The sequence below is a fragment of the Streptomyces sp. NPDC017940 genome, assembly GCF_044328435.1.
Classification (GTDB): Bacteria; Actinomycetota; Actinomycetes; order Streptomycetales; family Streptomycetaceae; genus Streptomyces.
In genome coordinates this window covers 512,497-534,781 of the sequence record NZ_JBIRHJ010000004.1, presented here as the reverse complement: position 1 = coordinate 534,781, position 22,285 = coordinate 512,497, and the positions used below count along the sequence as shown (strand labels likewise).

At 72.6% G+C, this 22,285-nt stretch carries 20 protein-coding genes and 1 pseudogene; 11 read left to right on the top strand and 10 right to left on the bottom strand.

What is annotated here, in order from left to right:
• Positions 1-14: 14 nt before the first annotated feature.
• Positions 15-176: pseudogene (locus ACH4DX_RS16665) on the bottom strand (glyoxalase); the annotation flags it as partial.
• Positions 177-292: 116 nt separating this feature from the next.
• Between ACH4DX_RS16665 and ACH4DX_RS16660 the strand changes: the two are divergent.
• The 10 genes from ACH4DX_RS16660 (at position 293) to ACH4DX_RS16615 (ending at position 9,077) form a co-directional block, all read left to right on the top strand.
• Positions 293-697: a VOC family protein gene (locus tag ACH4DX_RS16660; protein WP_398155604.1), complete on the top strand. Its 405-nt coding sequence runs from the start codon at positions 293-295 to the stop codon at positions 695-697.
• A 372-nt stretch (positions 698-1,069) separates the two neighbouring features.
• A complete protein-coding gene (locus ACH4DX_RS16655; RefSeq protein WP_398155603.1) occupies positions 1,070-2,608 on the top strand; it encodes a GMC oxidoreductase in 1,539 nt (512 codons plus the stop codon).
• A gap of 222 nt (positions 2,609-2,830) precedes the next feature.
• Positions 2,831-3,334, top strand: coding sequence for a hypothetical protein (locus tag ACH4DX_RS16650; protein ID WP_398155602.1), 504 nt, complete (start codon positions 2,831-2,833; stop codon positions 3,332-3,334).
• Entirely contained in the window at positions 3,331-3,834 is a 504-nt protein-coding gene (locus ACH4DX_RS16645; protein WP_398155601.1) for a toxin glutamine deamidase domain-containing protein, read from the top strand. The genes ACH4DX_RS16650 and ACH4DX_RS16645 overlap by 4 nt, the downstream gene beginning before the upstream one ends.
• A gap of 53 nt (positions 3,835-3,887) precedes the next feature.
• On the top strand, positions 3,888-4,445 hold the full coding sequence (locus ACH4DX_RS16640) for a YciI family protein (RefSeq protein WP_398155600.1): 558 nt from the start codon (positions 3,888-3,890) through the stop codon (positions 4,443-4,445).
• A gap of 251 nt (positions 4,446-4,696) precedes the next feature.
• Positions 4,697-5,971: a hypothetical protein gene (locus ACH4DX_RS16635; RefSeq protein WP_398155599.1), complete on the top strand. Its 1,275-nt coding sequence runs from the start codon at positions 4,697-4,699 to the stop codon at positions 5,969-5,971.
• Positions 5,968-7,092, top strand: a complete 1,125-nt coding sequence (locus ACH4DX_RS16630) for a hypothetical protein (RefSeq protein WP_398155598.1) — start codon at positions 5,968-5,970, stop codon at positions 7,090-7,092. Before ACH4DX_RS16635 ends, ACH4DX_RS16630 begins: the two co-directional genes overlap by 4 nt.
• A 3-nt stretch (positions 7,093-7,095) precedes the next feature.
• Entirely contained in the window at positions 7,096-7,557 is a 462-nt protein-coding gene (locus tag ACH4DX_RS16625) for a hypothetical protein (RefSeq protein WP_398155597.1), read from the top strand.
• 209 nt (positions 7,558-7,766) lie between these two features.
• The gene (locus ACH4DX_RS16620) at positions 7,767-7,988 is read left to right on the top strand and encodes a hypothetical protein (protein WP_398118620.1); all 222 of its coding nucleotides are present in this window, start codon (positions 7,767-7,769) and stop codon (positions 7,986-7,988) included.
• 102 nt (positions 7,989-8,090) lie between these two features.
• On the top strand, positions 8,091-9,077 hold the full coding sequence (locus tag ACH4DX_RS16615) for a phosphotransferase (RefSeq protein ID WP_398155596.1): 987 nt from the start codon (positions 8,091-8,093) through the stop codon (positions 9,075-9,077).
• A 160-nt stretch (positions 9,078-9,237) separates the two neighbouring features.
• Here ACH4DX_RS16615 and ACH4DX_RS16610 read toward each other — a convergent pair whose 3' ends face one another.
• Positions 9,238-10,407: a phosphotransferase gene (locus ACH4DX_RS16610; RefSeq protein ID WP_398155595.1), complete on the bottom strand. Its 1,170-nt coding sequence runs from the start codon at positions 10,405-10,407 to the stop codon at positions 9,238-9,240.
• Between the two features lie 234 nt (positions 10,408-10,641).
• Here ACH4DX_RS16610 and ACH4DX_RS16605 point away from each other — a divergent pair, with 234 nt between their 5' ends.
• The gene (locus ACH4DX_RS16605) at positions 10,642-12,138 is read left to right on the top strand and encodes a hypothetical protein (protein ID WP_398155594.1); all 1,497 of its coding nucleotides are present in this window, start codon (positions 10,642-10,644) and stop codon (positions 12,136-12,138) included.
• An 18-nt stretch (positions 12,139-12,156) separates the two neighbouring features.
• Here the strand turns inward: ACH4DX_RS16605 and ACH4DX_RS16600 are convergent, their stop codons facing one another.
• From ACH4DX_RS16600 to ACH4DX_RS16565, 8 genes are all read right to left on the bottom strand, one after another.
• Complete coding sequence (locus ACH4DX_RS16600) at positions 12,157-13,569, bottom strand: PP2C family protein-serine/threonine phosphatase (RefSeq protein WP_398155593.1); 1,413 nt, start codon at positions 13,567-13,569, stop codon at positions 12,157-12,159.
• A gap of 322 nt (positions 13,570-13,891) precedes the next feature.
• Positions 13,892-14,536 (bottom strand): LuxR C-terminal-related transcriptional regulator, encoded by a 645-nt coding sequence (locus ACH4DX_RS16595; RefSeq protein WP_398155592.1) that lies wholly within the window; start codon positions 14,534-14,536, stop codon positions 13,892-13,894.
• Positions 14,537-14,548: 12 nt separating this feature from the next.
• Positions 14,549-16,042 (bottom strand): sensor histidine kinase, encoded by a 1,494-nt coding sequence (locus ACH4DX_RS16590; RefSeq protein WP_398155591.1) that lies wholly within the window; start codon positions 16,040-16,042, stop codon positions 14,549-14,551.
• A 111-nt stretch (positions 16,043-16,153) separates the two neighbouring features.
• Positions 16,154-17,089: a hydroxymethylbilane synthase gene (gene hemC, locus ACH4DX_RS16585; protein ID WP_398118632.1), complete on the bottom strand. Its 936-nt coding sequence runs from the start codon at positions 17,087-17,089 to the stop codon at positions 16,154-16,156.
• A 119-nt stretch (positions 17,090-17,208) separates the two neighbouring features.
• On the bottom strand, positions 17,209-18,714 hold the full coding sequence (locus ACH4DX_RS16580) for an MFS transporter (protein ID WP_398155590.1): 1,506 nt from the start codon (positions 18,712-18,714) through the stop codon (positions 17,209-17,211).
• A 76-nt stretch (positions 18,715-18,790) separates the two neighbouring features.
• Entirely contained in the window at positions 18,791-20,317 is a 1,527-nt protein-coding gene (locus ACH4DX_RS16575) for an MFS transporter (RefSeq protein ID WP_398155813.1), read from the bottom strand.
• Positions 20,318-20,509: 192 nt separating this feature from the next.
• On the bottom strand, positions 20,510-21,763 hold the full coding sequence (locus tag ACH4DX_RS16570; RefSeq protein ID WP_398155589.1) for a cation:proton antiporter: 1,254 nt from the start codon (positions 21,761-21,763) through the stop codon (positions 20,510-20,512).
• 4 nt (positions 21,764-21,767) lie between these two features.
• Positions 21,768-22,238 carry a cation:proton antiporter regulatory subunit gene (locus tag ACH4DX_RS16565; protein WP_398118640.1) on the bottom strand — a complete coding sequence of 157 codons (471 nt, stop codon included), beginning with the start codon at positions 22,236-22,238 and terminating at the stop codon, positions 21,768-21,770.
• Positions 22,239-22,285 lie beyond the last annotated feature (47 nt).

Here is a 22,285-nt window from a genome sequence, read left to right as displayed (position 1 = left end):
TGCACCGGCTCCCGAAGCCGTACGGCGAGCGCTCGCGGCGAGGTGACGAGGATGCCCGGATGCGCTTTCCCACTGGGCCGGAAGCCCTCGTCGACCCCCAGATGGACCTCGAGCCCGCCACCGCGGAACCAGCAGCCGCCCCGTGCCGCGAGCACCGGCGGCTTCTCCAGCTCCGTGGAGGGGCGGACCTGGCAAGGTCGATCGGTTGATCGGGCGGCCGGGGCGGCCTGGTCGACCAGGAGTGACAGGGGCGAACCGCGGGTACGCCGATGGGCCGCCTAGACTCGGCCGCATGGTGCGACTGCGACTCGGAATTCCCGTCATCGGCGTCACGGACATGGATCGGGCGGTGACCTTCTGGACCACGGCTCTGGAACTGGTGGCCGCGGAGGAGTGGCGGAGCGAGACGTGGTGCACGCTGCATCACGCCGACGGCTCGGGCCGGGCGCTCGGTCTCATGCGCAGTGACACCCCGCCCGAGCCGCGCCCCCGGGTCCACCTGGACCTCTTCGTGGACACGGCGGAGGAGCAGCGGGCGGAGGTCGAGCGTCTCGTCGCGCTCGGCGCACGGGCCGTCGACTGGGACCTCTACCCGCCCGACCCCGACTTCGTCGTCCTCGCCGACCCGGACGGCAACATCTTCTGCGTCGTCGACCTGAGCCACGCCCCGAGCGGCAGCGCCGGACCGGCGTCCTGACGCTCCGCGTGAGCGACCCCGCTCCTCGGACCGGTGCGGCACGAGGAGAGGGGATGCGGGCTCACTGCCGAACCCGTCACGAACCGTAGTGGGCGGCGCTGCGGTACACCAACGTCTCTGTGCGACTGTGACTGTTTGGGTACAGCGCGAGCGGGCGCCCGTACCCGGAGGAGGAGGCCGACCTCTGCGCGGCAGGGGCGAGTTCGGACAGAAGTTACCTTTTGGTATGGCGTGACTTCCTGGAGTGCCCGCAGTAGAACTCGTTGCAATCCAGCCACCGGCGAGGAAGGTCACGTGAGGGCAAAACCCGTGTGCGACAAGACATCTGACGGTGTGTCACGTCGTCGATTCTTAACAGGAACAGGTTCTCTTTTGGGCGCCGCGGCGCTGGGCGCACAGCCGTTCCCGGCCCGGGCCGTCGACGGCGCCCGGGTCCCCGCCCTGGTGATCGGTACGGGGTACGGCGGCTCCGTCGCAGCCCTGCGGCTAGCCGAGGCCGGCGTCGATGTGCACATGCTGGAGATGGGCATGGCCTGGGACACCCCGGGACCCGACGGCAAGATCTTCGCCAACACCACGAAGCCGGACCTCCGCTCCTACTGGCTCCGCACGAGGACCAAGCAGCCCCTGAGCAACTTCCTCGGCTTCCCGCTCGACAAGACCGTCCCGCGGCACACCGGCATCCTCGACGCCGAGGAGTTCGGCGGCATCACCGTCTACCAGGGCCGCGGAGTGGGCGGCGGCTCGCTGGTCAACGGGGGCATGGCGGTGACCCCGAAGCGCGAGAACTTCGGCGCCGTACTGCCAACGGTCGACGCCGACGAGATGTACGGGACCTACTACCCGCGCGCCAACGCGGGCCTCGGCGTCAGTGCCGTCGACCCGGACTGGTTCGAGACGGCCGAGTGCTACCGCTACGCCCGTGTCGGCCGCAAGCACGCGCAGCGCTCCGGCTTCCCGTTCGTCTTCGTGCCCGACGTCTACGACTGGGACCACATGAAGCGCGAGGCCGCGGGCACCGCACCCAAGTCGGCGCTGGCGGGGGAGATCCTCTACGGCAACAACCACGGCAAGAAGTCCCTCCAGCAGACCTATCTCGCCCGCGCGAGGGCCACGGGCCGCGTCACCGTCTCCCCCCTGCACAAGGTCACATCGGTGACCCCGGCAGCGGGCGGCGGCTACGCGGTCACGGTCGACCGGATCGACACCAGCGGTGACACCGTCGCCACCGAGACTCTGACGGCCGAGCGGGTGTTCTTCGCCGCGGGCAGCGTCGGCACCAGCAAGCTCCTGGTGAAGCTGCGGGCGACCGGCGCCCTGCCGCACCTCAACGGTGAGATCGGCAAGGGCTGGGGCGACAACGGCAATGTGATGTGCGGGCGCGCCAACCACATGGGGGACGCCACCGGCAGCCTCCAGTCGGCCATCCCCACCGCGGGCATCGACAACTGGGCCGCGGGCGGAGCCTTCGCGGAGGTGGCGCCGCTGCCCACCGGGATCGAGACGTACGCCTCGTTCTACCTGTCGATCACCAAGAACCCGCACCGCGCCCAGTTCACCTGGAACGCGACGGCAGGGCGTGCCGAACTGAACTGGCAGACCGCGTGGAAGCAACCCTCGATCGACGCCGCCAAGACGATCTTCGACAAGATCAATGCCAAGGAGGGGACGATCTACCGCACCGACCTCTTCGGCACGTACAAGATCTGGGGCGACCACCTCACCTACCACCCGCTCGGCGGCGCCGTCCTCGACAGGGCCACCGACAACCACGGCCGCCTGCACGGCCATCCGGGTCTCTACGTCATCGACGGCGCGCTGATCCCGGGGAACACGAGCGTCAACCCGTTCGTCACCATCACGGCACTCGCCGAGCGCAACATCGAGAAGATCATCGCCGCTGACCTGTGAGGGCGGCCCGACACTCCGTCAAGAGCCACCCTGTACTACCTGGTGACCCGTGGTCACGGTCGGGGCGCCCGCCGCCCTGCGCGAAGGGGCGCCCTCCGTGCCGCACCCGGCAGACGCGAGCGTCGGCGACCCTGCCCTTTCGGTCCTTCCGGGCGCTGCGCGCTCCCTGTTACACCTGGCTACGGAGGGCAGGACGAGGCAGAGCGGAAAGGGAGTGCGGGCGTGCACACAAGTGAGCGGGACGACCGGGCCGGCTCCGCTGCCCGCCTGCCGACGGCTCGGCCGGCCCAGGACACCCGGACCGCCGCTCCGGGCACGAACGAGGCGGCCGCGGCGGCCCGTGGCGGCCGGATCGGCCCCGCCGACATGAGGACCATCCAGGGCTCCGCCGGAAACACCGCCGCGAACCGTGCCCTGGTGGCGCAGCGCCAGGCCCGCGGCGCGCGCCAGGGGCCCGGGGTGCCCGTGCAGCGGGCCGGCGGCGGGCCCTCCAACGTGCTGTCCAACGACGCTCGGCAGTTCGGCCCGGGCGGCCTGAAGCCGCCCCGGCAGGAGGACCAGGACAACCTGGAGAGGGTCTTCCCCAAGAACAGTGACGGGGGGTTCCAGCAGTTCCCCGACCCGACCGCGACGGGCTACGCCCTGGTGGGCCAGCTCACCCAGAGGCTGAACAAGCTCGATCCCAAGGGCCCGATGGCCAGTTCGGGAAGGCCGCCGACTGGGTGAAGGCGATCAACCCGCAGCGGGACGAGGCAGGGGGCGCGTACCGCCGCAACTGCGGTGACGCGGCCCGCTCCTTCCTGGCCTCCTGGTCGGGCAACCCCACCGTGGCCGCCGGGGTGCACAACACGGGGCCGGGGGACGTCGAACAGGGCGGCAACGACCGGACGGCGACCATGTTGCGGACCCAGTGGCGGACCTCGATCAGAGAGGCGGCGGAGGGCGAGCGGGTCGAGAGCGTCTGGCAGGTCGTGGCGAGCCGGCTGAAGGGCGCGGGGCACGGAGCGTGCGGCGTCGTGGTCTTCCAACGCGAGGAGACGGGTTTCGTGCACGCCGTCTGCGGCGTCAACCACGGCGGCAAGGTCGTGTGGGTCGACCCGCAGCTCGGCCGGGTCAGCGCCACGCCCATGCACAAGGGCAAGCAGTTCATGACGATCACACTCGACCCCCAGTTCCAGCCGGTCGCCGCGCCCGCACCCCACCCCACGGCGCTCTCGCTGGACTGAGCCGTTCGGCACACGTTGTGATGCCACCCCGCCATAAGGGAGAGTCACCGGTCATGGAGTACTTCTGTTACCACCGTGACCGAGCGGGATCCGTGGCGTTGCGCGAGAAGCTGGTGGAGGAGCACTGGTCCTACATGGACCGGTACGCGGCGCGGCTGATCGCCCGCGGTCCGACCTTCGCCGCGGACGGCGAGACCCCCAGCGGCAGCGTGCACATCGTCGATCTGCCCGACGCCGCCGCCGCCCGCGCGTTCGCCTTCGACGAGCCCAACCACCAGGCCGGCGTGTACCGGGACGTGCTGCTGCGCCGGTGGCGCGACATGCTGGGGCGCACCATGTGGCAGTTCCCCGGCCGGGAGACCGACGGCGACCAGTACCTGGTGCTCGGCCTCGGCCCCGAAGGCACGGACCGGGTCACCGCCCTCGCCCCGCCGTCCGACCGGGACGGACTCATCGCGTTCGGGCCGCTCCTGTCCGACGACGCCACCACCTGGGTGGGCACGGCGGCGCTGGTGCGGGCCGCGGACCCGGACGGCGCGCGGGCCGTCCTGCGTCCGCACGCGTACGCCGAAACGGAGGTGCGGGCCTGGGAGTTCGGCGGGCGGCGGTGAGGACCGTGCCCGCGGGCGGGACCCCCTACCACCGCGAACCTGCGGAAAGGTGAACCGGGCCGAGGGGTCCGCCGGGCGGGGGCGGAGTTCCGCCGGTGGTGCGCGCCGGACATTCCCGCGCCCCCAATTCCTTTCACGCCCCCGCATTTCGGCCTTTCCGTTGTTTCCGTACGGGGGCGGGCGGATTCCCCTTGACACTCGTCGGGCCCGTGCCGAGTGTGGTGGGACTCTCTTGAACAGGGGTGGCGCCCATGACACTCATGCGCCTCACACTCGACACCGTCCACCTCTTCGAGGACGAGGAGGCGGGGTCGACCCGAATGGGTCTGTACGTCACCGTCCTCGACAACTCCACGGGCCAGGTAGCCGAATTCCGCTGGAACAGACGGAACGGCGAAGTCGAGGACAATTTCGCGTATCCACTGGACGGCGACACGGAATTCCCGAGCGTTCTGCTGTTCGACATCGGCGGAGTTCCCGGCGGCGTCGGCAGGATCCGCGTCAAGGCCTACACGGACAACGACGAACAGTGGCCGAGCGAGGGGCACCACGAGAACTTCCTCGGCGAGGCGGAGGTCGTGTTCGACACCCGGGAGCCCAGCCAGCTGGGTCAGGTGCTGCTCGGCCCCACCACGACGGACAACGGCAACACCGGCTACGCCGTCAACGGCGTCCTCGAAGAGGTGCCGGCGAGGGGGCTCCGGCACGTCAGGATCGTCTTCAGGGACGTACTGGTCTTCGACGACGAGAACAGCGACTTCACCCACATGGGGCTCTACGTCCGCGCCCTCGCCCCGGAGCAGGGCGGCGTCGAGGCCATCGACAGGGAACTCCTGCGCTGGAACAACGGCGGTGCACGCGTCTTCGACGAGGCGCTGTTCCCGCTCACCAGCGGCACCCCGGGACCCGTCACCACCCTGACCGTCGGAGGCCCCACCCGGATCTGGGTGGAGGCCTACACCCACGACGACGAAGCCCTGCCCGGCCCCGGCGCCTACGAGAACTTCCTCGGCCGCGCGATGGTCACCATCGACCCGGGCGACGCCGAGAACACCATGGGCCGGCACGTCCTCGGCCCCGCCCAGACCGACCAGACGCACAACGGCTTCCTGCTCACGATGAGCAGCGAACTGCTCCCGCCCGACGCCACCCCGAACCTGGAGATCACCGGCGTCGAAGTCACCCAGGCCATCCAGCACTTCACACCGCCGACGGGCGGCGAACCCCCGCACGCGCTCGCCGCGGGCAAGGCCACTCTCGTACGCGTCTACCTCGACTCCGGCATCGACCCGCGCGAGGGCGGCGGCACGGTCGACGGAGTGACGGGCACGCTGAGCCTCGACGGCGGCGCGTTCACCACCCCCGCCCTGCGGCCCATGACGGCGAGGCCCGTCGCCCAGGTCGACCGCGGGGACGCCGGGCACACCCTGAACTTCCTCATCCCCGCGGACCGGGTGCGGCCGGAACGGCGAGGATCCTGGTACACGCCGAGGTCGCCGGCACCCGCAGCAACCCGATGGAGGTGACGGCCGAGTTCAGGGCGACACGGCCGGTCACGATCTGGATGGTGCGGGTGTCGACGCCGATGGTCCCGGCACCGACCGCCGCGCGGTACCGCGCGGTCTCCGACACCCTGCCGCTGCGGTACCCCATCGCCGACACGGACGGCATCACCTACTACACCGTCCCCGGCCTGGCAGAGATCCACACCACCCGTGACCTGGCCTCCGAGGACGGTCAGGACGACTTCGTCGACGACTTGGAGGACATCCAGGAGGACCACGGGTCCGACGACCAGCTGCTGTACGCCATGGTCGACGACGCGGTGCACCTGGGAGACATCGCGGGGATGGCGCGCCTGGACGACCATGTGGCGTTCGGGTACGGCATCGTGACCACGTTCGCCCACGAGATCGGCCACCTGCTGGGCCTGAAGCACGCGCCCTGCGGCGGCCCCGAGGACGTCGACGAGGACTTCAGGCCGCCGGACGGCCGCATCGGCGACGTCGGCATCGAACCCCTTACGCTGCGCGTGCACCCGGGCGCCACCGGCGACCTCATGAGCTACTGCGACCGCGCCGTGCGCTGGATCGGCAGCTACCACTGGTTGCGGCTGCTCAATGTCCTGTCCGCGAGCGCCGCGCACGAGGACGCCGGGGCGCCGCCACGGCCCGCCGGGTACGGGGCCGCCGTGCCCGCCGTGCTCACCACCACGAGCCGGCCCTTCCCCGGCCCCTACGTACGGGTCCGCGGCAGGCTCTCACGGTCGGGCAGCGTGCGATGGCAGCCCTGCCTGCGCACCTTCCGCGGACCTCCTGCGGCACCCGTCCAGTCCCCCTGCACCGTCTCCGTCGAGGACCGCTCCGGCCAGGTCCTCGCCAGCTCCCCGACCACCGTGGCCTTCCACCGGCAGGACCGCGAGGAAGCCCCCTTCGGCGCCCGCCTGCCCTACACACCGCATGCCCACCGCGTCGTGCTCCGCCGCGACGGCGTCGAACTCGGCGCCATGACCGTGCCCCAGGAACCGCCGCACTTCCTGCTGCGCACCCCCAGCTCCGTACCGGAGATCGACACCGAGGGCGTCCTGCACCTGCGCTGGCAGCGCCCGGACACGGGGGAGCCGGAACCGCGACCGGACATCACCTAAGACGTGCGGTTCACCAACGCCGACGGCACCTTCGCGCCCCGCCCCGGCGTCAACCTCACCGGCGAGTCCTTCGACCTCGACCTGCGCACGATGCCCGGACACCAACGCTGCGTGGCCCAAGTCGTCGCGACCAACGGCTACCACACCTCGTACGTGCAGACCCCGCCGTTCCGGCTCCCGCCGCGGCCGCCGCACCTGCTGCCCGGCGCGACGGACGGGCCCGTCCTGCACGCACAGGGCAGCTCGCCCCAGCACGGACCGCTCACGGGCGGCGCGCTCAGCTGGCTGGTCGACGGAGCCGAGACCGGGGTGACGGGAGGCTCCTTCGACGTCCGCGGCACGGGCCCGGGCACCCATGTGCTCGCCGTCAGGGCCAAGGACCCCGACGGCCTGGACGGCACGCTCACACTCGGCGCCTACGACGGTGCCACCGGGCTGCGGCTGCCCCCGGCCGGGGAGCTGTAGCGGCACCTCGGTGAGCCGTGGCCCTGTCTCCCCACAGCCCACAGCCCACAACCCACAGCCCAAATTACAGCGAATGGGCGGTTTCCTGGCGGTGGCTTCGTTCGTTGACCGGTCGTTGTTCGACGCAGGATGCGGACAGCGAAATTCGGTACGAGAAGTGACAAGAAGTGACAAGAAGTCGTGGGAAGCCACGAGAAGAGGAGAAAGCTGTGCGTCGGATGAGTATGGCCCTGGTTCTGGCCGTCGCCGCCGGTGGGCTCGGTGCGTCGGCGATGACCGCCCAGGCCGCCTCCGCCCCCCTCGACGGGCCCCCGTACGCGTACAAGGACTGCCTCAAGGCCACCGCCGACAAGGGGGAGAGCCCGGCGCAGGGGAAGTGGCACTGCAACGAGCTGGTCAAGAAGGGCTGGGTCAAGCCGCCGAACCGGTGACCTGACCTGCGTCCCGGGGGGGGCCACCGGCGACGGTGGCCCCCCGCTGCCGACCGGGCCCCAACACCCCTTTTCGGCACGGAAGTTGTTAGCGTGGTGCGCGTGCAGAACCGCCCCGAGAACTTCGATGAAACCCGCCTCTGGGATGCCGCAGGAGAGTTCGGCATATCCCCTTCGGCCGTCTCCTACGCCCCGGTCGGCTTCGGGGACCATCACTGGCAGCTCACCGACGACGACGGCAGACCGTGGTTCGCCACCGTCTTCGACCTCGACCACAAGGAGCACTGCGGGCAAGGAGCCGCTGCGGCGCTCGACGGTCTGCGGCGGGCCATGGACACCGCGCTGACCCTGCGGGAGCGCGACGGGCTGCGGTTCGTCGTCGCGCCCGTGCCCACGAAGGACGGCAGCCCACTCGTCCCCTTGGACGCACGGTACGCCCTGGCGCTCTTCCCCCACGTACCGGGCCGCTCCGGCCGGTTCGGGCAGCGCCTCACGGACGCCGAGCGCGACCAGGTCCTGGAACTCCTGGCCAAGCTGCACGGCAGGACACCGCCGCAGAGCACCCCCGCGACGGCCGTCGAGCCCACCGGACCCCACGACATCCGTGCGGCCCTCGACGACCTCGGCGGCACCTGGTCGGGCGGCGCGTTCGCCGAGCCCGCCCGGCAACTCCTCGCCGAGCACGCCGCGAAGGTACGCGCCCGCCGCGCCGAGTTCGACGCCCTGACCGAGGAGGTACGGGGCCGTGGGGCGCCCCTCGTCGTCACGCACGGCGAGCCGCACCCGGGCAACCTCATCCTGGGCGAGGACGGCTACCGCCTCGTCGACTGGGACACGGTGGGGCTCGCCCTGCCCGAGCGCGACCTCTCCCTGCTCTCCGCGGAGCCCGCGGAACTCGCGCGCTACACCGAACTCACCGGCCGGACGCCGGACGCGGCGGCGCTCGCGCTGTACCGGCTGCGGTGGAGCCTGCTGGACATCGCCGAGTTCACGCGGTGGTTCCGCGGCGCACACGACCGTACCGAGGACACCGGGACGGCGTGGCTGGGGTTCACCGAGACGCTCGACCGGCTCGCGCGGCCCGCGTGACCTGACAGGGGGCGCCACCCTCGGGCCCGGAAGGCCCCCCGCGCCCGGAAGCCCCCCAGCGCACGGAAGGCCCCCGCGCGCGGAAGGCTCCCGCGTACCGCATCAAGGACCCGCGGCGCGTCCCTGTCCTTACGCGTCGCGGGTCCTCGTCGGGGCTCCGTCAGCGGGTGCCGACCGCCGCCCGTACGGCCCGGCGGGCCATCTGGCAGTCGTCGTGCAGCCTGCGCAGCAACAGCCGCTGCTCCTCGCCGGCCGGGGCGGCACCGGCGTGGGCGGCGCCCGGGGTCTGGTCGTGCAGCGACCGCTGCACGGCCATCTCGCACATCCTGATCTCGTGCGTGAGCACCAGCATCAGGTTGACCAGGAAGGCGTCGCGCGCCGCGGGGCCCGGCGCCTGGGCGAGCTGGCTGATGTCGCGGCGCGCCAGGGGGGCGTCGCCGAGCACGGACCACAGCGTCGCCAGGTCGTAGCCCGGCAGGTACCAGCCGGCGTGCTCCCAGTCGACGAGAACAGGACCCGCCGGTGACAGGAGCACGTTCGACAGCAACGCGTCACCGTGCGAGAACTGCCAGGTCAGATGCGGACCCGACGGGTGGGCGTGCGCTATGCCGTGCAGCAGCTTCTGTAGATCGCCCATGTCCCGGTCCGTGAGCAGCCCCAGCTCGTGGAAACGGGAGATCCGCCGGCCGTAGTCCAGCGGCCTGCCGAACATCTCCTGCGGCGGGCGCCAGGCGTTGAGCCGCCGCACGGCGTCCACCGCCGCCCGGATGTCCACCCGGGGCGGGGCCTCCACGGGGTGCCGTTGCAGCGCGGCCACCCGGCCGGGAACCCGCTCGATCACCAGCGTGCAGTCGTCCGGGTCGGCCGCGATGAGACGCGGCGCGCGCACGGGCGGACGGTGCCGGACGAACGAGCGGTATGCAGCTATTTCGTGCCTGATCCGCTCGGCCCACAGGGGTGAGTGGTCGAGCAGGCACTTGGCCACCGCGGTGGCGCGGCCCGCCGTGCCGACCATGAGGACGGTGCGTCCGCTGCGCCGCAGCACCTGCACCGGCTGGAACTCCGGACAGATGCGGAGTACGGAGGCGATCGCGGTGCGCAGCTGGGCACCCTGTGGCCCCGACAAGTCGAGTCTCCCGCTGAGCCGCCCCGACGCCGGTACCGGGCGGGTACGGCCGGCACCGAGCGGAGGGGCCGCGGAACGCGCCGGAGCCAGATAGGGGCCGCCTCCGGTGAGGGGGGCCTCCGCGGGGCGGGCGGAGCCGCGGGTCGGAGGGTGCGGGCGCAGCGACCGGGGCGGGGCGGACACGGGGGACGATGCTGCGTACATGGGCGATACAGATCCCTTCGTGTGCCGGCGAGTTGCGGCGCCCTCCCGCCCCGGCCGCAGTGGGTGCACCCTGGGGAATGCCTTGCGGCGACCGGGTCGGGGTGGCGCATTCCTACCTGACACCCGTCGGCCCCTGGCACACCATGTGGCGCACCCTGGCGAACCCTGGCGAATAGTCGCTCAGCAACTGACAGCGGGCTACTGTCAACTCAGCCGAGAACCTGGGGGCTTGACGTGAACGGACAACCCAACACCCGCCTGTCGGACCTCTTCGGCCTGGCGGGCTGGTCCAAGGGCGAACTCGCCAGACTGGTGAATCGGCAGGCGGCAGCGATGGGTCATCCGCAGCTGGCCACCGACACCTCGCGGGTGCGGCGCTGGATCGACATGGGAGAGATCCCGCGCGATCCGGTGCCGAGGGTCCTTGCTGTTCTGTTCACCGAGCGTCTCGGCCGTGTCGTGACCATCGAGGACCTCGGTCTGGTCCGGCACGGGCGCGTAGGCAAACAGCGCGGCGACGGGAGCGTGGAGCACCCGGACGGCGTGCCGTGGGCGCCCGAGCGAACCGCCGCGGTCCTCACCGAATTCACGGGAATGGACCTCATGCTCAACCGACGCGGCTTGGTGGGCGCGGGTGCCGCGCTCGCCGCCGGTTCCGCACTCACCAGCGCCATGCACGACTGGCTGCACACCGATCCGACCCTGAACGCCGACGCCCCCCGCGTCCACGACCCCCTGCACGCCGACCCCGCCGGATTCGACCGCTACGAGGCCGCCCCGATCGGGTCCCAGGAGATCGAGGAGCTGGAGCGCTCGGTCGAGGTGTTCCGCGCCTGGGACGCGTCCCGCGGCGGCGGCTTGCAGCGCAAGGCCGTCGTGGGCCAGTTGAACGAGGTGGGGGGCATGCTCACCTACCGTCACCCCGACCACCTGCACCGGCGCCTGTGGGGCGTCGCCGCCAACCTCGCCGTACTCGCCGGCTGGATGTCCCACGACGTCGGCCTCGAACCCACCGCGCAGAAGTACTTCGTCATCGCCGCGCACGCGGCCCGCGAGGGCGGCGACCGGCCCCGCGCCGGGGAGGCCCTGTCCCGGGCCGCACGCCAGATGGTGCACCTGGGCAAGCCCGACGACGCCCTCGACCTGATGAAGCTCGCCAAGTCCGGCGGCGGCGACGAGGCGCTGCCGCGCACCCAGGCCATGCTGTACACCATCGAGGCCTGGGCACAGGCGTCGATGGGGCGCGGCCAGGCCATGCGCCGCACGCTCGGCATGGCCGAGGACCTCTTCGTGTCGGACAAGGGCGACGTGCCGCCGCCCAGCTGGATGCAGATGTTCGACGAGGCGGACCTGCACGGCATGCAGGCCCTCGCCTACCGCACCCTCGCCGAGCACGAGGCGCCCGCGGCCCGGCTCGCCCAGCGGCACGCCAAGGAGGCCATCGCGCTGCGCGCCAAGGGCCGCGACCGTTCGACGATCTTCGACTACATCTCGCTCGCGTCGGCCTGCTTCATCGCCGACGAGCCGGAGCAGGCGGACCGGTACGCGCGTCTCGCACTGGTGTCCATGGGCTCCAACTCCTCGCACCGCACCTGGGACCGCCTGCGCGAGATGTACCGGCTCACCACGCAGTACGCGGGCTATCCGAAGATCGAGGACCTGCGCGAGGAGATCAAGCACGCCCTGCCGAGGACGGGCCGGCCGGGAGGAGGCAAGTGGGCCAAGGCGTAGCCCGGACGGGTACGGGGCTCAGGCGCCGACCCTGGCCACCAGGAGGCAGGCGTCGTCCTCGCGCAGGGCCACACCGAACTCCTCCATGGCGACGCGCACACACTCCTGTGCCGACCGCGCCTCGGTGAAGCGCGGTGCGAGGGCGAGCAGCCGCCTGGTCGCGACCTCTCGGGAGCGCCGCGGCACCAGGCCATCGGTGTACAGCAACAGCAGGTCATCGGGGTGCAACTGCTCCTCGGCCTGCCCGTAGGCGGCGCCGGTCGTCGCGCCGAGGAGCACGCCTTCGGGCGGGGTGAGCGCGCGCCCCGTTCCGCCGCGGAACAGCAGCGGGGCGGGGTGTCCCGCCTGTGCCCAGGTGAGGGTGTGGTCGCCCGGGTCGTACAGACAGCACACGGCGCTGCCGAGCGCGGGCTGGGCGGAGGCGTCGAGCAGTTGGTTCAGACAGCCCATGAGCCGACCGGGACCCGTCCCGGTGACGGCCATGCCGCGCAGGGCGCCGAGCAGCATCGCCATGCCCGAGGTGACGGTGACGCCGTGCCCGGTGAGGTCGCCGACGCTCAGGAGCGTACGCCCGTCGGTCAGTTCGAGAGCGTCGTACCAGTCGCCGCCGATCAGCGCGGGGGAGGAGGAGGGGAGGTAGTGGGCGGCCAGGTCCAGGCTTCCTGAGCCGCCCTGCGGGAACCGCAGGGAGCCGCGCCACGGCGGCAGCACGGCCTCCTGCAACTCGACCGCGAGCCGGTGCTCGGTCTGCGCGATGTGCCGCTGGCGCTGGAGCGAGTCACGGGTCTCGCGCACCGTTCGCTGGCTGCGGCGCAGTTCGCTGACGTCCCGCAGCACCGCCCACATCGAGGCGGTGGAGCCGTCGGCGGCGAGCACGGGTTCGCCCATCATGTGCACCTGGCGTACGTCGCCGTCGCCGCGGACGACACGGAACTCGCCGTCGATCGGCTTGCCGTCGACCAGGCAGTCCGTGACCATCGCCGTCAGCATCGGCTGGTCCTCGGGGTGCACCAGGGAGGGGAGTTCGTCGAGGGAGAGCGGAGGTTTCGCCGGGTCCCTGCCGAGGATCTGGTACAGCTCGCCGGACCAGCTGGCCTCGTCGTTGAGGAGGTTCCACTCGGCGCTGCCGACCCTGCTGAGCAGGGAGCCGCGCGTCGGCTCCGGGGGCGCGGGCGGAGCGGCCCGCGGGAGGGGGTGCGGCGGGCCCTCCCGGAGCTGGGCCAGGTGTCCGTGCAGGTCGTTGAGCTGGTGGACGGCCAGGTCGCACAGTGCCCGCTGCCAGCGGCCCGCGGGGTCGCCGTGGTCGGCGGCGGTCTCACGGCGCACGGCGTCGACCTCGCCGCGCAACCGGCGCGTCTGCGAGATCAGCGCGTCGACCGCGCCGTGCTCGTGCGGCCGGTCGGGGCGGTCCGCGAACACATGGGACGGCATGGGGTGCTCCGTTGACGATCCGGTGCGACCGGGCTGGCTGTGGGGAACGCCGGTCATGGCTCCTCGACCGGTAGCGGCAGGCACGCGTCGACCCGAGTGCTTCACCTACGGGTCTGCCATGGGTGACATGCGGGCCGGGCGCGGTACCGACTTCCGTAACAACTCTTCGACCGGTAACGACTCTGGCACAGCACGCCCATGCCCGTAAGGGATTTGGCAACACCCGATGCGGTGGTGCTTCTGGCATGTGCCACAGTCCTTGCGGGGGAAACGAATCGGCGGGCCGCCGTGTTCCTCGACCGGCGCGGGAGCGGCGTACGGCTCAGGAGCGCAGATAGCGGAGGACGGCGAGGACCCGGCGGTTCGCGTCCTGCGACACGGGCAGGCCCAGTTTGTCGAAGACCGCGGCCACATGCTTCTCGACCGTGCCCGTGGAGACCACGAGCGTCTGTGCGATCGCGGCGTTCGAACGGCCCTCCGCCATCAGGGAGAGGACCTGCCGCTCGCGGGCGGTCAGTGGCGCGAGCTCGGCCGTGCGGCGGCTCGCCCCCGCGAGTTGCGTGACGACCTCGGGGTCGAGGGCGGTGCCGCCGGCGGCGACCCGGGCCAGGGCGTCGGTGAACTCCGCGATGTTCGCGACCCGGTCCTTGAGCAGATAGCCCACGCCCGCCGAGCCCTCGGCGAGGAGGCGCGTGGCGTACGTCGTCTCGACGTACTGGGAGAACAGGAGCACCCCCGTGCCGGGGTGCCGGCGGCGGATGTCGATGGCGGCGCGCAGTCCCTCGTCGGTGTGTGCCGGGGGCATGCGGATGTCGACGACCGTGACGTCGGGGCGGTGCTCGGCGACCGCGGCGCGCAGCGCGTCCGCGTCGCCCACGCAGGCGCACACCTCGTGGCCACGCTCCACCAGCATCCGGCCCAGCAACTCCCGCAGGACGGCGGCGTCCTCGGCGATCACGACACGCATGGCGGCATGCTCTCACGCGTGCAGCGGCAGTTCGACGACGACCGCCGTCGGGCCGCCCGGCGGACTGTCCACGAGCAGCCGCCCGTCGACCGTGCGCACCCGCTGCACCAGACCGGTGAGGCCACTGCCCGCGCCCACCCGGGCACCGCCGCGCCCGTCGTCGCTCACCCGCAGCCGCAGCACGCCGTCGTCGCCCTCCGCCACGGTGATCGCCGCCCTGGTGGCACCGCTGTGCTTGATGACGTTCGTGAGCAGCTCGGCCGCGCAGAAGTAGGCGATGGTCTCGATGGCGGGGGTCGGGCGGCGCGGGATGTCCGTGCGCAGCTCCACGGGCAGCGCGCCCCGGGCGGCGAGGGTCGCGAGCGCGTCGGGCAGCCCGTCGTCGAGGGCGGGCGGGTGGATGCCGCGGGCCAGGTCGCGCAGCTCGGTGAGGGCTTCGGTGGCGTGGTGGTGGGCGGTGCCGACCAGGTGCCGCAGGCGGACGAGGTCCAGGTCCACCTGCGGGGGCTGGGGCGGGGGCGCGGCGGCGGGTTCGTGGGGCGTAGCCGGGGGCGAGGGGGAGGGGGCCGGGTCGTCGGGCAGCCGTGGTGCGGGGGCCGGAGCGGCGGGTATCCGGGGGTCGAGGGCCGGGGCGTCGAGGTGTTCTCTGATCATGTCCAGGGTCATCGCCACGGCGACGAGCCGCACCTGCGCGCCGTCGTGCAGATCGCGCTCGACGCGGCGCAGCAGGGCGACGGAGTCGTCGACGGCGAGCGCACGCGTGGTCTCCAGGTCCCGTACCCGCTCGGCGAGGGGGCCGGGCCCTAGGAGGGCGCGCAGGAGCCACCGGTCGGCCGCCACGACGAGCCGGACCGGCCAGGGCGCGAGCAGCAGCAGCGCTAGCCCGAGGGCGAGCGCGGCGAACGTACCGGCGAAGCCGTGCACTTCGAGGCCGCCGACGGGGACGGGGGTGGGGACGGGCATGCCGCCCGAGGTGTCCTGGCCGAAGACGCCCCACCGCAGCGGTGCCGTGAGGTCGATCAGACCGGTCACCCACCCCAGCGCGGCGTAGGCGCCGAGGGTGCTCACCGGCAGTTTCACCAGGGCGTACGCGACGGCCCGCCACCCCGCGCCGTCCCGCAACCGGGCGTCGACGCGCCCGACCACGCCGGAGCCGGGACGCGGCGGCGCCGGACGGGGCAGCCGTTCACCGAGCAGCCACGACGCGAGACCCCGGTGCGCCGCGCCGAGCCCCCGGGCGAGCCCCAGGCACCCCAGCAGCACGAACACCCCGACCACGGCACCGAGCAGCGAGACCGTCAGACCGGCGCCGAGCGCGAGCAGCACGGCCAGCGGCACACCGCCCGCCAGGCCGAGCGGGAACGCGAGGAGGCAGTACGCCGTCTCCGTCAGGGCGCGCCGGGACAGCGGTGCGCGCAGGAACGCGGTGGCGCGATCCCGGAGCGTGGCCGGACGGCCGTCCCGCGGGGTGGCCGAGGGAGCGTCCCGCGTACCTGGCGGTGTCATGAAGATCATGCTAGGTCCGGGGCGGGCACCGCCGTCATGCGGCTTTCCTCCGACCGGACCGGGGGTTCTCCCCCACGCGGGGGCCCGGTCCCGGAGGCCGCCGCCGCGCGCTCAGTGGGCGATCGAGTCAATCAACTCCCGCGCCCCCTGCCGCAGCAGGGTCACGGCCACGGACGTGCCGAGGGTCGCCGGGTCGAGGGGACCGGCCCACTCGTGGGCGTTGAGCACCGTCTTGCCGTCGGGAGTGAACACCTTCGCGCGCAGCGACAGGTCACCGCTGGGCTCACACCGGGCGTACCCCGCGATCGGGGAGTTGCAGTGCCCCTGGAGCACGTGCAGGAACATCCGCTCGGCGGTGGCCTCCCGCCAGGCGTCCCGGTCACCGAGGCCGCTGACGGCGTCGATCGTCGTGGCGTCGTCCTCACGGCACTGGAGGGCGAGGATCCCGGCGCCGATGGGCGGGCACATCGTCTCGACGGAGAGGACCTCGGAGATGTGCTCCGTCGCGCCGATGCGCTCCAGACCGGACACGGCGAGCAGCAGCGCGTCCGCCTCGCCGCCCGCCAGCTTCGCGAGCCGGCGACCGGCGTTGCCGCGCATCGGCACGCAGGTCAGCTGCGGGTGGGACGCGGCGAGCTGGGCGATGCGGCGCACCGACGAGGTGCCGATGCGGCTGCCCGCGGGCAGTTCGCCGAGGGTCCGGCCCGCCGGGTCGACGAGCGCGTCCCGGATGTCGTCGCGCTCCAGGAACGCGGCGAACGTCGTGCCCGCGGGCAGCGGCCGGTCCGCCGGTACGTCCTTGACGCAGTGCACCGCGAGGTCGGCCTCCCCGGCGAGCAGCGCCGCGTCCACCTCCTTGGTGAAAGCGCCCTTGCCGCCGAGCGCGGACAGGTCGCCCATCCAGCGGTCCCCGGAGGTCGTCACGGGCAGGACCTCGGTGCGGATGCCGGGGTGGCGGGCGGCGAGTTCGGCGCGTACGCGCTCCACCTGGGCGAGGGCCATGGGTGATGAGCGGGAGACGATGCGGATCAGCTCGGGAGCGGACATGCCGTACACGATAGGGCCTGCCGCTCGAGCTTCCGCAGTGGAGGCTGCGCCAACTGGGTTGTCGGGGTCGGCGGTTGGGCCGACCGGGGTGGTTCTGGGACAATGCGCCGTTCGCCGGGTCAGCTTCGGTGCCCGCATTCCCCCGGCTCGAGGGGCGGCGAGGTCACCGCCATGTTCGCCGTGCAGTGCGGGGTGTTGCCCTCGTCGCCGTGCCAGTCGTCGGGGCGCGGCCGGACGAAGGCGAGGGCCGCGAAGGACGCCAGGGCGAACAGGGCCGCGCAGCCCCAGACCGCCTTCCCGAACGCGCCGTCGAGGGCGTCCGGGTCGGTGTACGCGGTGCCGGTGAGGCCCACCGCGAGCGGCAGCGCGGCGACCACCAGGAGCTGCGCGATGCGGGCCGCCGTGTTGTTGACGCCGCTGGCGAGCCCGGCGCGGCCCGCGTCCACCGACGCCAGGACGGTCGCCGTGAGCGGGGCCACGAACAGGCTCATGCCGAGTCCGAGGACGACGACGGCGGGCAGGATGTCGGTGGCGTACGAGGCTCCCGGCCCGATCCGCAGCATCAGCAGCACGCCCGCGGCGGCGATCAGCGGGCCCGCGCACAGCGGCAGGCGGGGGCCGATCCGGCGTGCCAGGTCGCCCGCGGGCGCGGAGAGCAGCAGCATCAGGACGGTGATGGGAAGGGTGGCCGTGCCGGCCTGGAGCGCGTCGTAGCCGATGGTGGTCTGCAACTGCACGGGCAGCATGAACAGGATCCCGCCGATGGCCGCGTACAGACACAGCGTCATGGCGTTCGAGGCCGAGAACAGGCCGGAGCGGAACAGTTCGAGGGGCAGCATCGGGTGGCGGCGGCGGCGCTCGACGAGCAGGAACACCGCGCCCGCGGCGAGTCCCACGAGCCCCGGCACCACGGTCGTGACGAACGACGCGTCCCCGGAGGCGCCGATCAGCGCGAAGCTCACGCCCGCAAGGAACAGCGCAGCGAGGACCGCGCCCGGCACGTCGAACCGCTGCCCCGCGGCGTGCTCGTCGTGGCTCTCCGGCACGTGGCGCGCCGCCACCAGGACGAGCGCCGCCAGCGGCACGTTGATGAGGAAGATCCACCGCCAGCCCGGCCCGTCGATCAGCCAGCCGCCGAGGAACGGGCCGACGGCGCCCGCGACACCGCCGAGACCCGACCACGCGCCCACCGCCCTGGCCTGGTCCCGCGCCCTGAACGACGCGCGTACGAGGGCGAGGGACCCGGGTGTGAGCAGGGCGCCGCCCACGCCCTGGAGGGCCCGCGCCGCGATCAGGGTGCCCACGTCCTGTGCCAGGCCGCACAGGGCGGAGGCGAGCGCGAACCAGACGACGCCGATGACGAGCGTGCGCCGGCGTCCGATGCGGTCGCCGAGCGCCCCGCCGAGCAGGAGCAGCGCGGACAGCGTCAGCATGTAGGCGTTGACGACCCATTGCAGCGAGGAGATGGACGCGTCCAGGTCCCGGCCGAGGGTGGGCAGGGCGACATTGACCACCGTGCCGTCCAGCATGGCCATGCCGGATGCCAGGACGGCGCTCGTCAGGACCCAGCGCCCCCGCGCGGAGGCCAGGGCCACCCCGTCGGCGCCACCGGGCGACGTCGTCACCGGACCACCGCCCTCCTGACCTGGTCGTGCGGGGCTCCTGGTGCCCGCCTATATTGCGGGGGCGCCTGGTGCCCGCCTACATGTGGACCGCGCCGTCGTTCATGTGGCTGTCGGCGGGGCGGCCCCTGCGGTAGAGCACGACCGTGACGGCGAAGCCGACGGCGAAGAAGAGCGCCGACCACCAGTATGCCGTCTCGTAACTCCGCATCTGGGCCTCCGCCTGTGCCTGCCGGGTCGGTTCGCGGCCGGAGAGGTAGTTCGACGCCGCGGTCGTGGCGAGGGTGTTGAGCAGCGCGGTGCCGATCGAACCGCCCACCTGCTGGCTGGTGTTGACCATGGCGGAGGCCACGCCCGCGTCGTGCGCGGCGACGCCCGCCGTGGCCATGCTCATCGCGGGGGCGAAGATCAGACCGAGGCCGAGACCGGCGACGAGCAGCGGTGGCAGGACGTGCAGTCCGTACCCGCTGGTGGTCTGAAGTGCCGTCAGCCAGGCCATGCCCACCGCCGAGAGGGCCATGCCGAGCGGCACGATCGGCTTCGCGCCGAACCGCGGCACGAGGACGTTGGTGGTCAGGACCGACACCACGACCATCACCGCGACCATCGGCAGGAACGCGAGGCCGGTGCTGATGGGCGTGTAGTCGAGGATCTGCTGCATGTAGTACGTCAGGAACAGGAACACGCCGAACATGCCCGCGCCCGAGATGAACATGGCGAGGAACGACGCGCCCCGGTCCCGGTCGAGCACCACCCGCGGGGGCAGGAGCGGATGGACGGCCCGTGTCTGCCACCAGGCGAACGCCGTCACCAGTACCCCGCCGATGACGAGGAACCCCCAGGTCAACGGGTCGCTCCAGGCGTGGGTCTCGGCGTTGGAGAAGCCGTAGACGATGGCGAAGAGGCCCGCGGACACCAGGACGGTGCCCGGCACGTCGAGTTTCGGCCGGTCCTCCGGGGCTCCCGGGTGCAGTAGGCGGGCGCCGCCGAGCATCGCGGCCGCGGCGAAGGCGAGGTTCACGTACAGGCACCAGCGCCAGTCCAGGTACTCCGTCAGGACGCCGCCGAGCAGCAGTCCGACCGCGGCGCCCGAGCCCGCGACGGCGCCGTAGATGCCGAACGCCTTGGCGCGCTCGCGCGGGTCGGTGAACGTCGTGGTGAGCAGCGAGAGGGCCGCGGGCGCGAGGAGCGCGCCGAAGACGCCTTGCAGGGCGCGGGCGGCGACCAGCATCCCGAAGCTGGTGGCCGCGCCGCCCACCGCGGACGCCACCGCGAACCCGGCGAGGCCCGCGAGGAACACGCCCTTGCGCCCGACCAGGTCGGCGACGCGCCCGCCGAGCAGCAGCAGGCTGCCGAACGCGAGGGCGTAGGCGGTGACGATCCACTGCCGGTTTCCGTCGGTGAAGCCCAGGTCGCGCTGCGCGGACGGCAGCGCGATGTTCACGATCGTCGCGTCCAGGACCACCATGAGCTGGGCGACGGCGATGACCGCGAGGATCAGCCAGCGGTGCTCGTGCTTGCCGCCGGTGTGCTGCGGGGCGGCGGTGGCCGGCGGGGCGCCGGTGGCGGGTGGGGCGTCGGTGGCCGACGGGGGCGGCTGTGACACCGGCTGCGGTATACCGTCCGGTATGCCCTCCGGCGTGGCGTCCGGTATGCCGTGCGGTGTGCTCTCCTGCGTACGGTCCGGTACGCCCTCCGGAACGCCTTCCGAGCCGGGGCCCGCGCCTGAGTCGGGGCCGGGCGAACGGTCCATGGTGACCTCCAGACCCCCCGCCTCGAGCGGCACCCCCGTCACACGCTAGGCGTCCCGCCCGTGGCTCGCGACCTGGCCGGACTCCTCCGGTACGGGGGCGTGGTCCTGCGGGCGAGCGCCGGGAGCCCCGGTCCCGTCGCGGCCCGACACCCGTGCGGCCAGCGCCGCGACCGGCTCCGCGTAGCGGGCGGTGAGGGGGCCGAGCACGACCAGGATCAGGACGTACGCGGTGGCCAGCGGGCCGAGGGACGGCTCGATGCCCGCCGAGACCGCGAGGCCCGCGATCACGATGGAGAACTCGCCGCGGGCGACGAGCGCGCCACCGGCCCGCCAGCGGCCCTTGACGGAGATACCGGCCCGCCGTGCCGCCCAGTAGCCGGTGGCGATCTTCGTGCACGCGGTGAGGGCGGCGAGGGCGAGCGCGGGAAGGAGCACCGGCGGGATGCTCGCCGGGTCGGTGTGCAGACCGAAGAAGACGAAGAACACCGCGGCGAACAGGTCCCGCAGCGGAGCGAGCAGGCTGTGCGCGCCCTCGGCGACCTCCCCGGAGAGCGCGATGCCGACGAGGAAGGCGCCGACGGCGGCGGACACCTGGAGCTGCTGCGCGATGCCCGCGACGAGGATCGTCAGGCCGAGGACCACCAGGAGCAGCTTCTCCGGGTCGTCGCTCGACACGAAGCGCGAGATGACCCGGCCGTAGCGCACCGCGACGAACAGCACGAGCCCTGCCGCGCCGAGCGCGACGGCGAGGGTGAGGCTGCCCGCGGCCAGGCCCACACCCGCGAGGAGGGCGGTGATGATGGGCAGATAGACGGCCATGGCGAGGTCTTCGAGCACGAGGATGCTCAGGATGACGGGTGTCTCCCGGTTGCCGAGCCGCCCCAGGTCGCCGAGGACCTTCGCGATGACGCCCGAGGACGAGATCCAGGTGACGCCCGCGAGGACGACGGCGGCGACCGGACCCCAGCCCATGAGGAGGGCGGCCGCCGCGCCGGGCAGCGCGTTGAGCGTGCAGTCGACGATCCCGGCCGGGTACTGGGTCTTGAGGTTGCTGACGAGGTCGCTCGCCGTGTATTCGAGGCCCAGCATCAGGAGCAGCAGGATGACGCCGATCTCGGCGCCGATGGCGACGAACTCCTCGCTGGTGCCGAGCGGCAGGAGCCCGCCCGTACCGAAGGCGAGACCGGCGAGGAGGTAGAGCGGGATCGGGGAGAACTGGAAGCGGCCGGCGAAGCGGCCGAGGAGCCCGAGCGCGAGAATGATCGCGCCGAACTCGATGAGCAGGACGGCGGAGTGCATGCGCTCACTCCCGGCCGAGTATCGCGGCGGCGCTCTCGACGCCCTCCCGGGTGCCGATCACGATGAGGGTGTCCCCGCCCGCGAGCCGGAAGTCCGGCGCGGGCGAGGGGATGGCCTCGGCCCGCCGCAGCACGGCGACGACGGACGCGCCGGTCTCGGTGCGCAACTGGGTGTCGCCGAGCACCCGGCCGTTCCAGTGCGAGGTCGCCGCGACCTCGATCCGCTCGGCGACCAGGCCCAGATCGGTGGTGTGCAGCAGATTGGGGCTGTGGTGCGTCGGCAGCAGCGCGTCCACGAGCGCGGCCGCCTCCCCGGAGCCGAGCCGCACCGAGAGCGCGCAGGCGTCCGGGTCGTCGGACCGGTAGGCGCTGAGCGTCCTGCTGCCGTCCCGGTGCGCCACGACGGAGAGGCGCTGCTGCTCGCGTGTGGTCAGGTCGTAGCGCATGCCGATGCCTGGCAGCGGCGTTCGGCTCATACGTGAAGCGGACACAGCTCTCCCCTGGTACGGGTCGTCATTTCGTG

Bases quoted from the DNA above. Each gene is read 5' to 3' on its own strand.
- ACH4DX_RS16590 (WP_398155591.1), bottom strand. From the start codon at position 16,042: ATGACACCGCCAGGTACGCGGGACGCTCCCTCGGCCACCCCGCGGGAC.
- ACH4DX_RS16595 (WP_398155592.1), bottom strand. From the start codon at position 14,536: ATGCGTGTCGTGATCGCCGAGGACGCCGCCGTCCTGCGGGAGTTGCTG.
- hemC (WP_398118632.1), bottom strand. From the start codon at position 17,089: ATGTCCGCTCCCGAGCTGATCCGCATCGTCTCCCGCTCATCACCCATG.
- ACH4DX_RS16660 (WP_398155604.1), top strand. From the start codon at position 293: ATGGTGCGACTGCGACTCGGAATTCCCGTCATCGGCGTCACGGACATG.
- ACH4DX_RS16610 (WP_398155595.1), bottom strand. From the start codon at position 10,407: ATGTACGCAGCATCGTCCCCCGTGTCCGCCCCGCCCCGGTCGCTGCGC.
- ACH4DX_RS16640 (WP_398155600.1), top strand. From the start codon at position 3,888: ATGGAGTACTTCTGTTACCACCGTGACCGAGCGGGATCCGTGGCGTTG.
- ACH4DX_RS16635 (WP_398155599.1), top strand. From the start codon at position 4,697: ATGACACTCATGCGCCTCACACTCGACACCGTCCACCTCTTCGAGGAC.
- ACH4DX_RS16565 (WP_398118640.1), bottom strand. From the start codon at position 22,238: ATGAGCCGAACGCCGCTGCCAGGCATCGGCATGCGCTACGACCTGACC.
- ACH4DX_RS16570 (WP_398155589.1), bottom strand. From the start codon at position 21,763: ATGCACTCCGCCGTCCTGCTCATCGAGTTCGGCGCGATCATTCTCGCG.
- ACH4DX_RS16600 (WP_398155593.1), bottom strand. From the start codon at position 13,569: ATGCCGTCCCATGTGTTCGCGGACCGCCCCGACCGGCCGCACGAGCAC.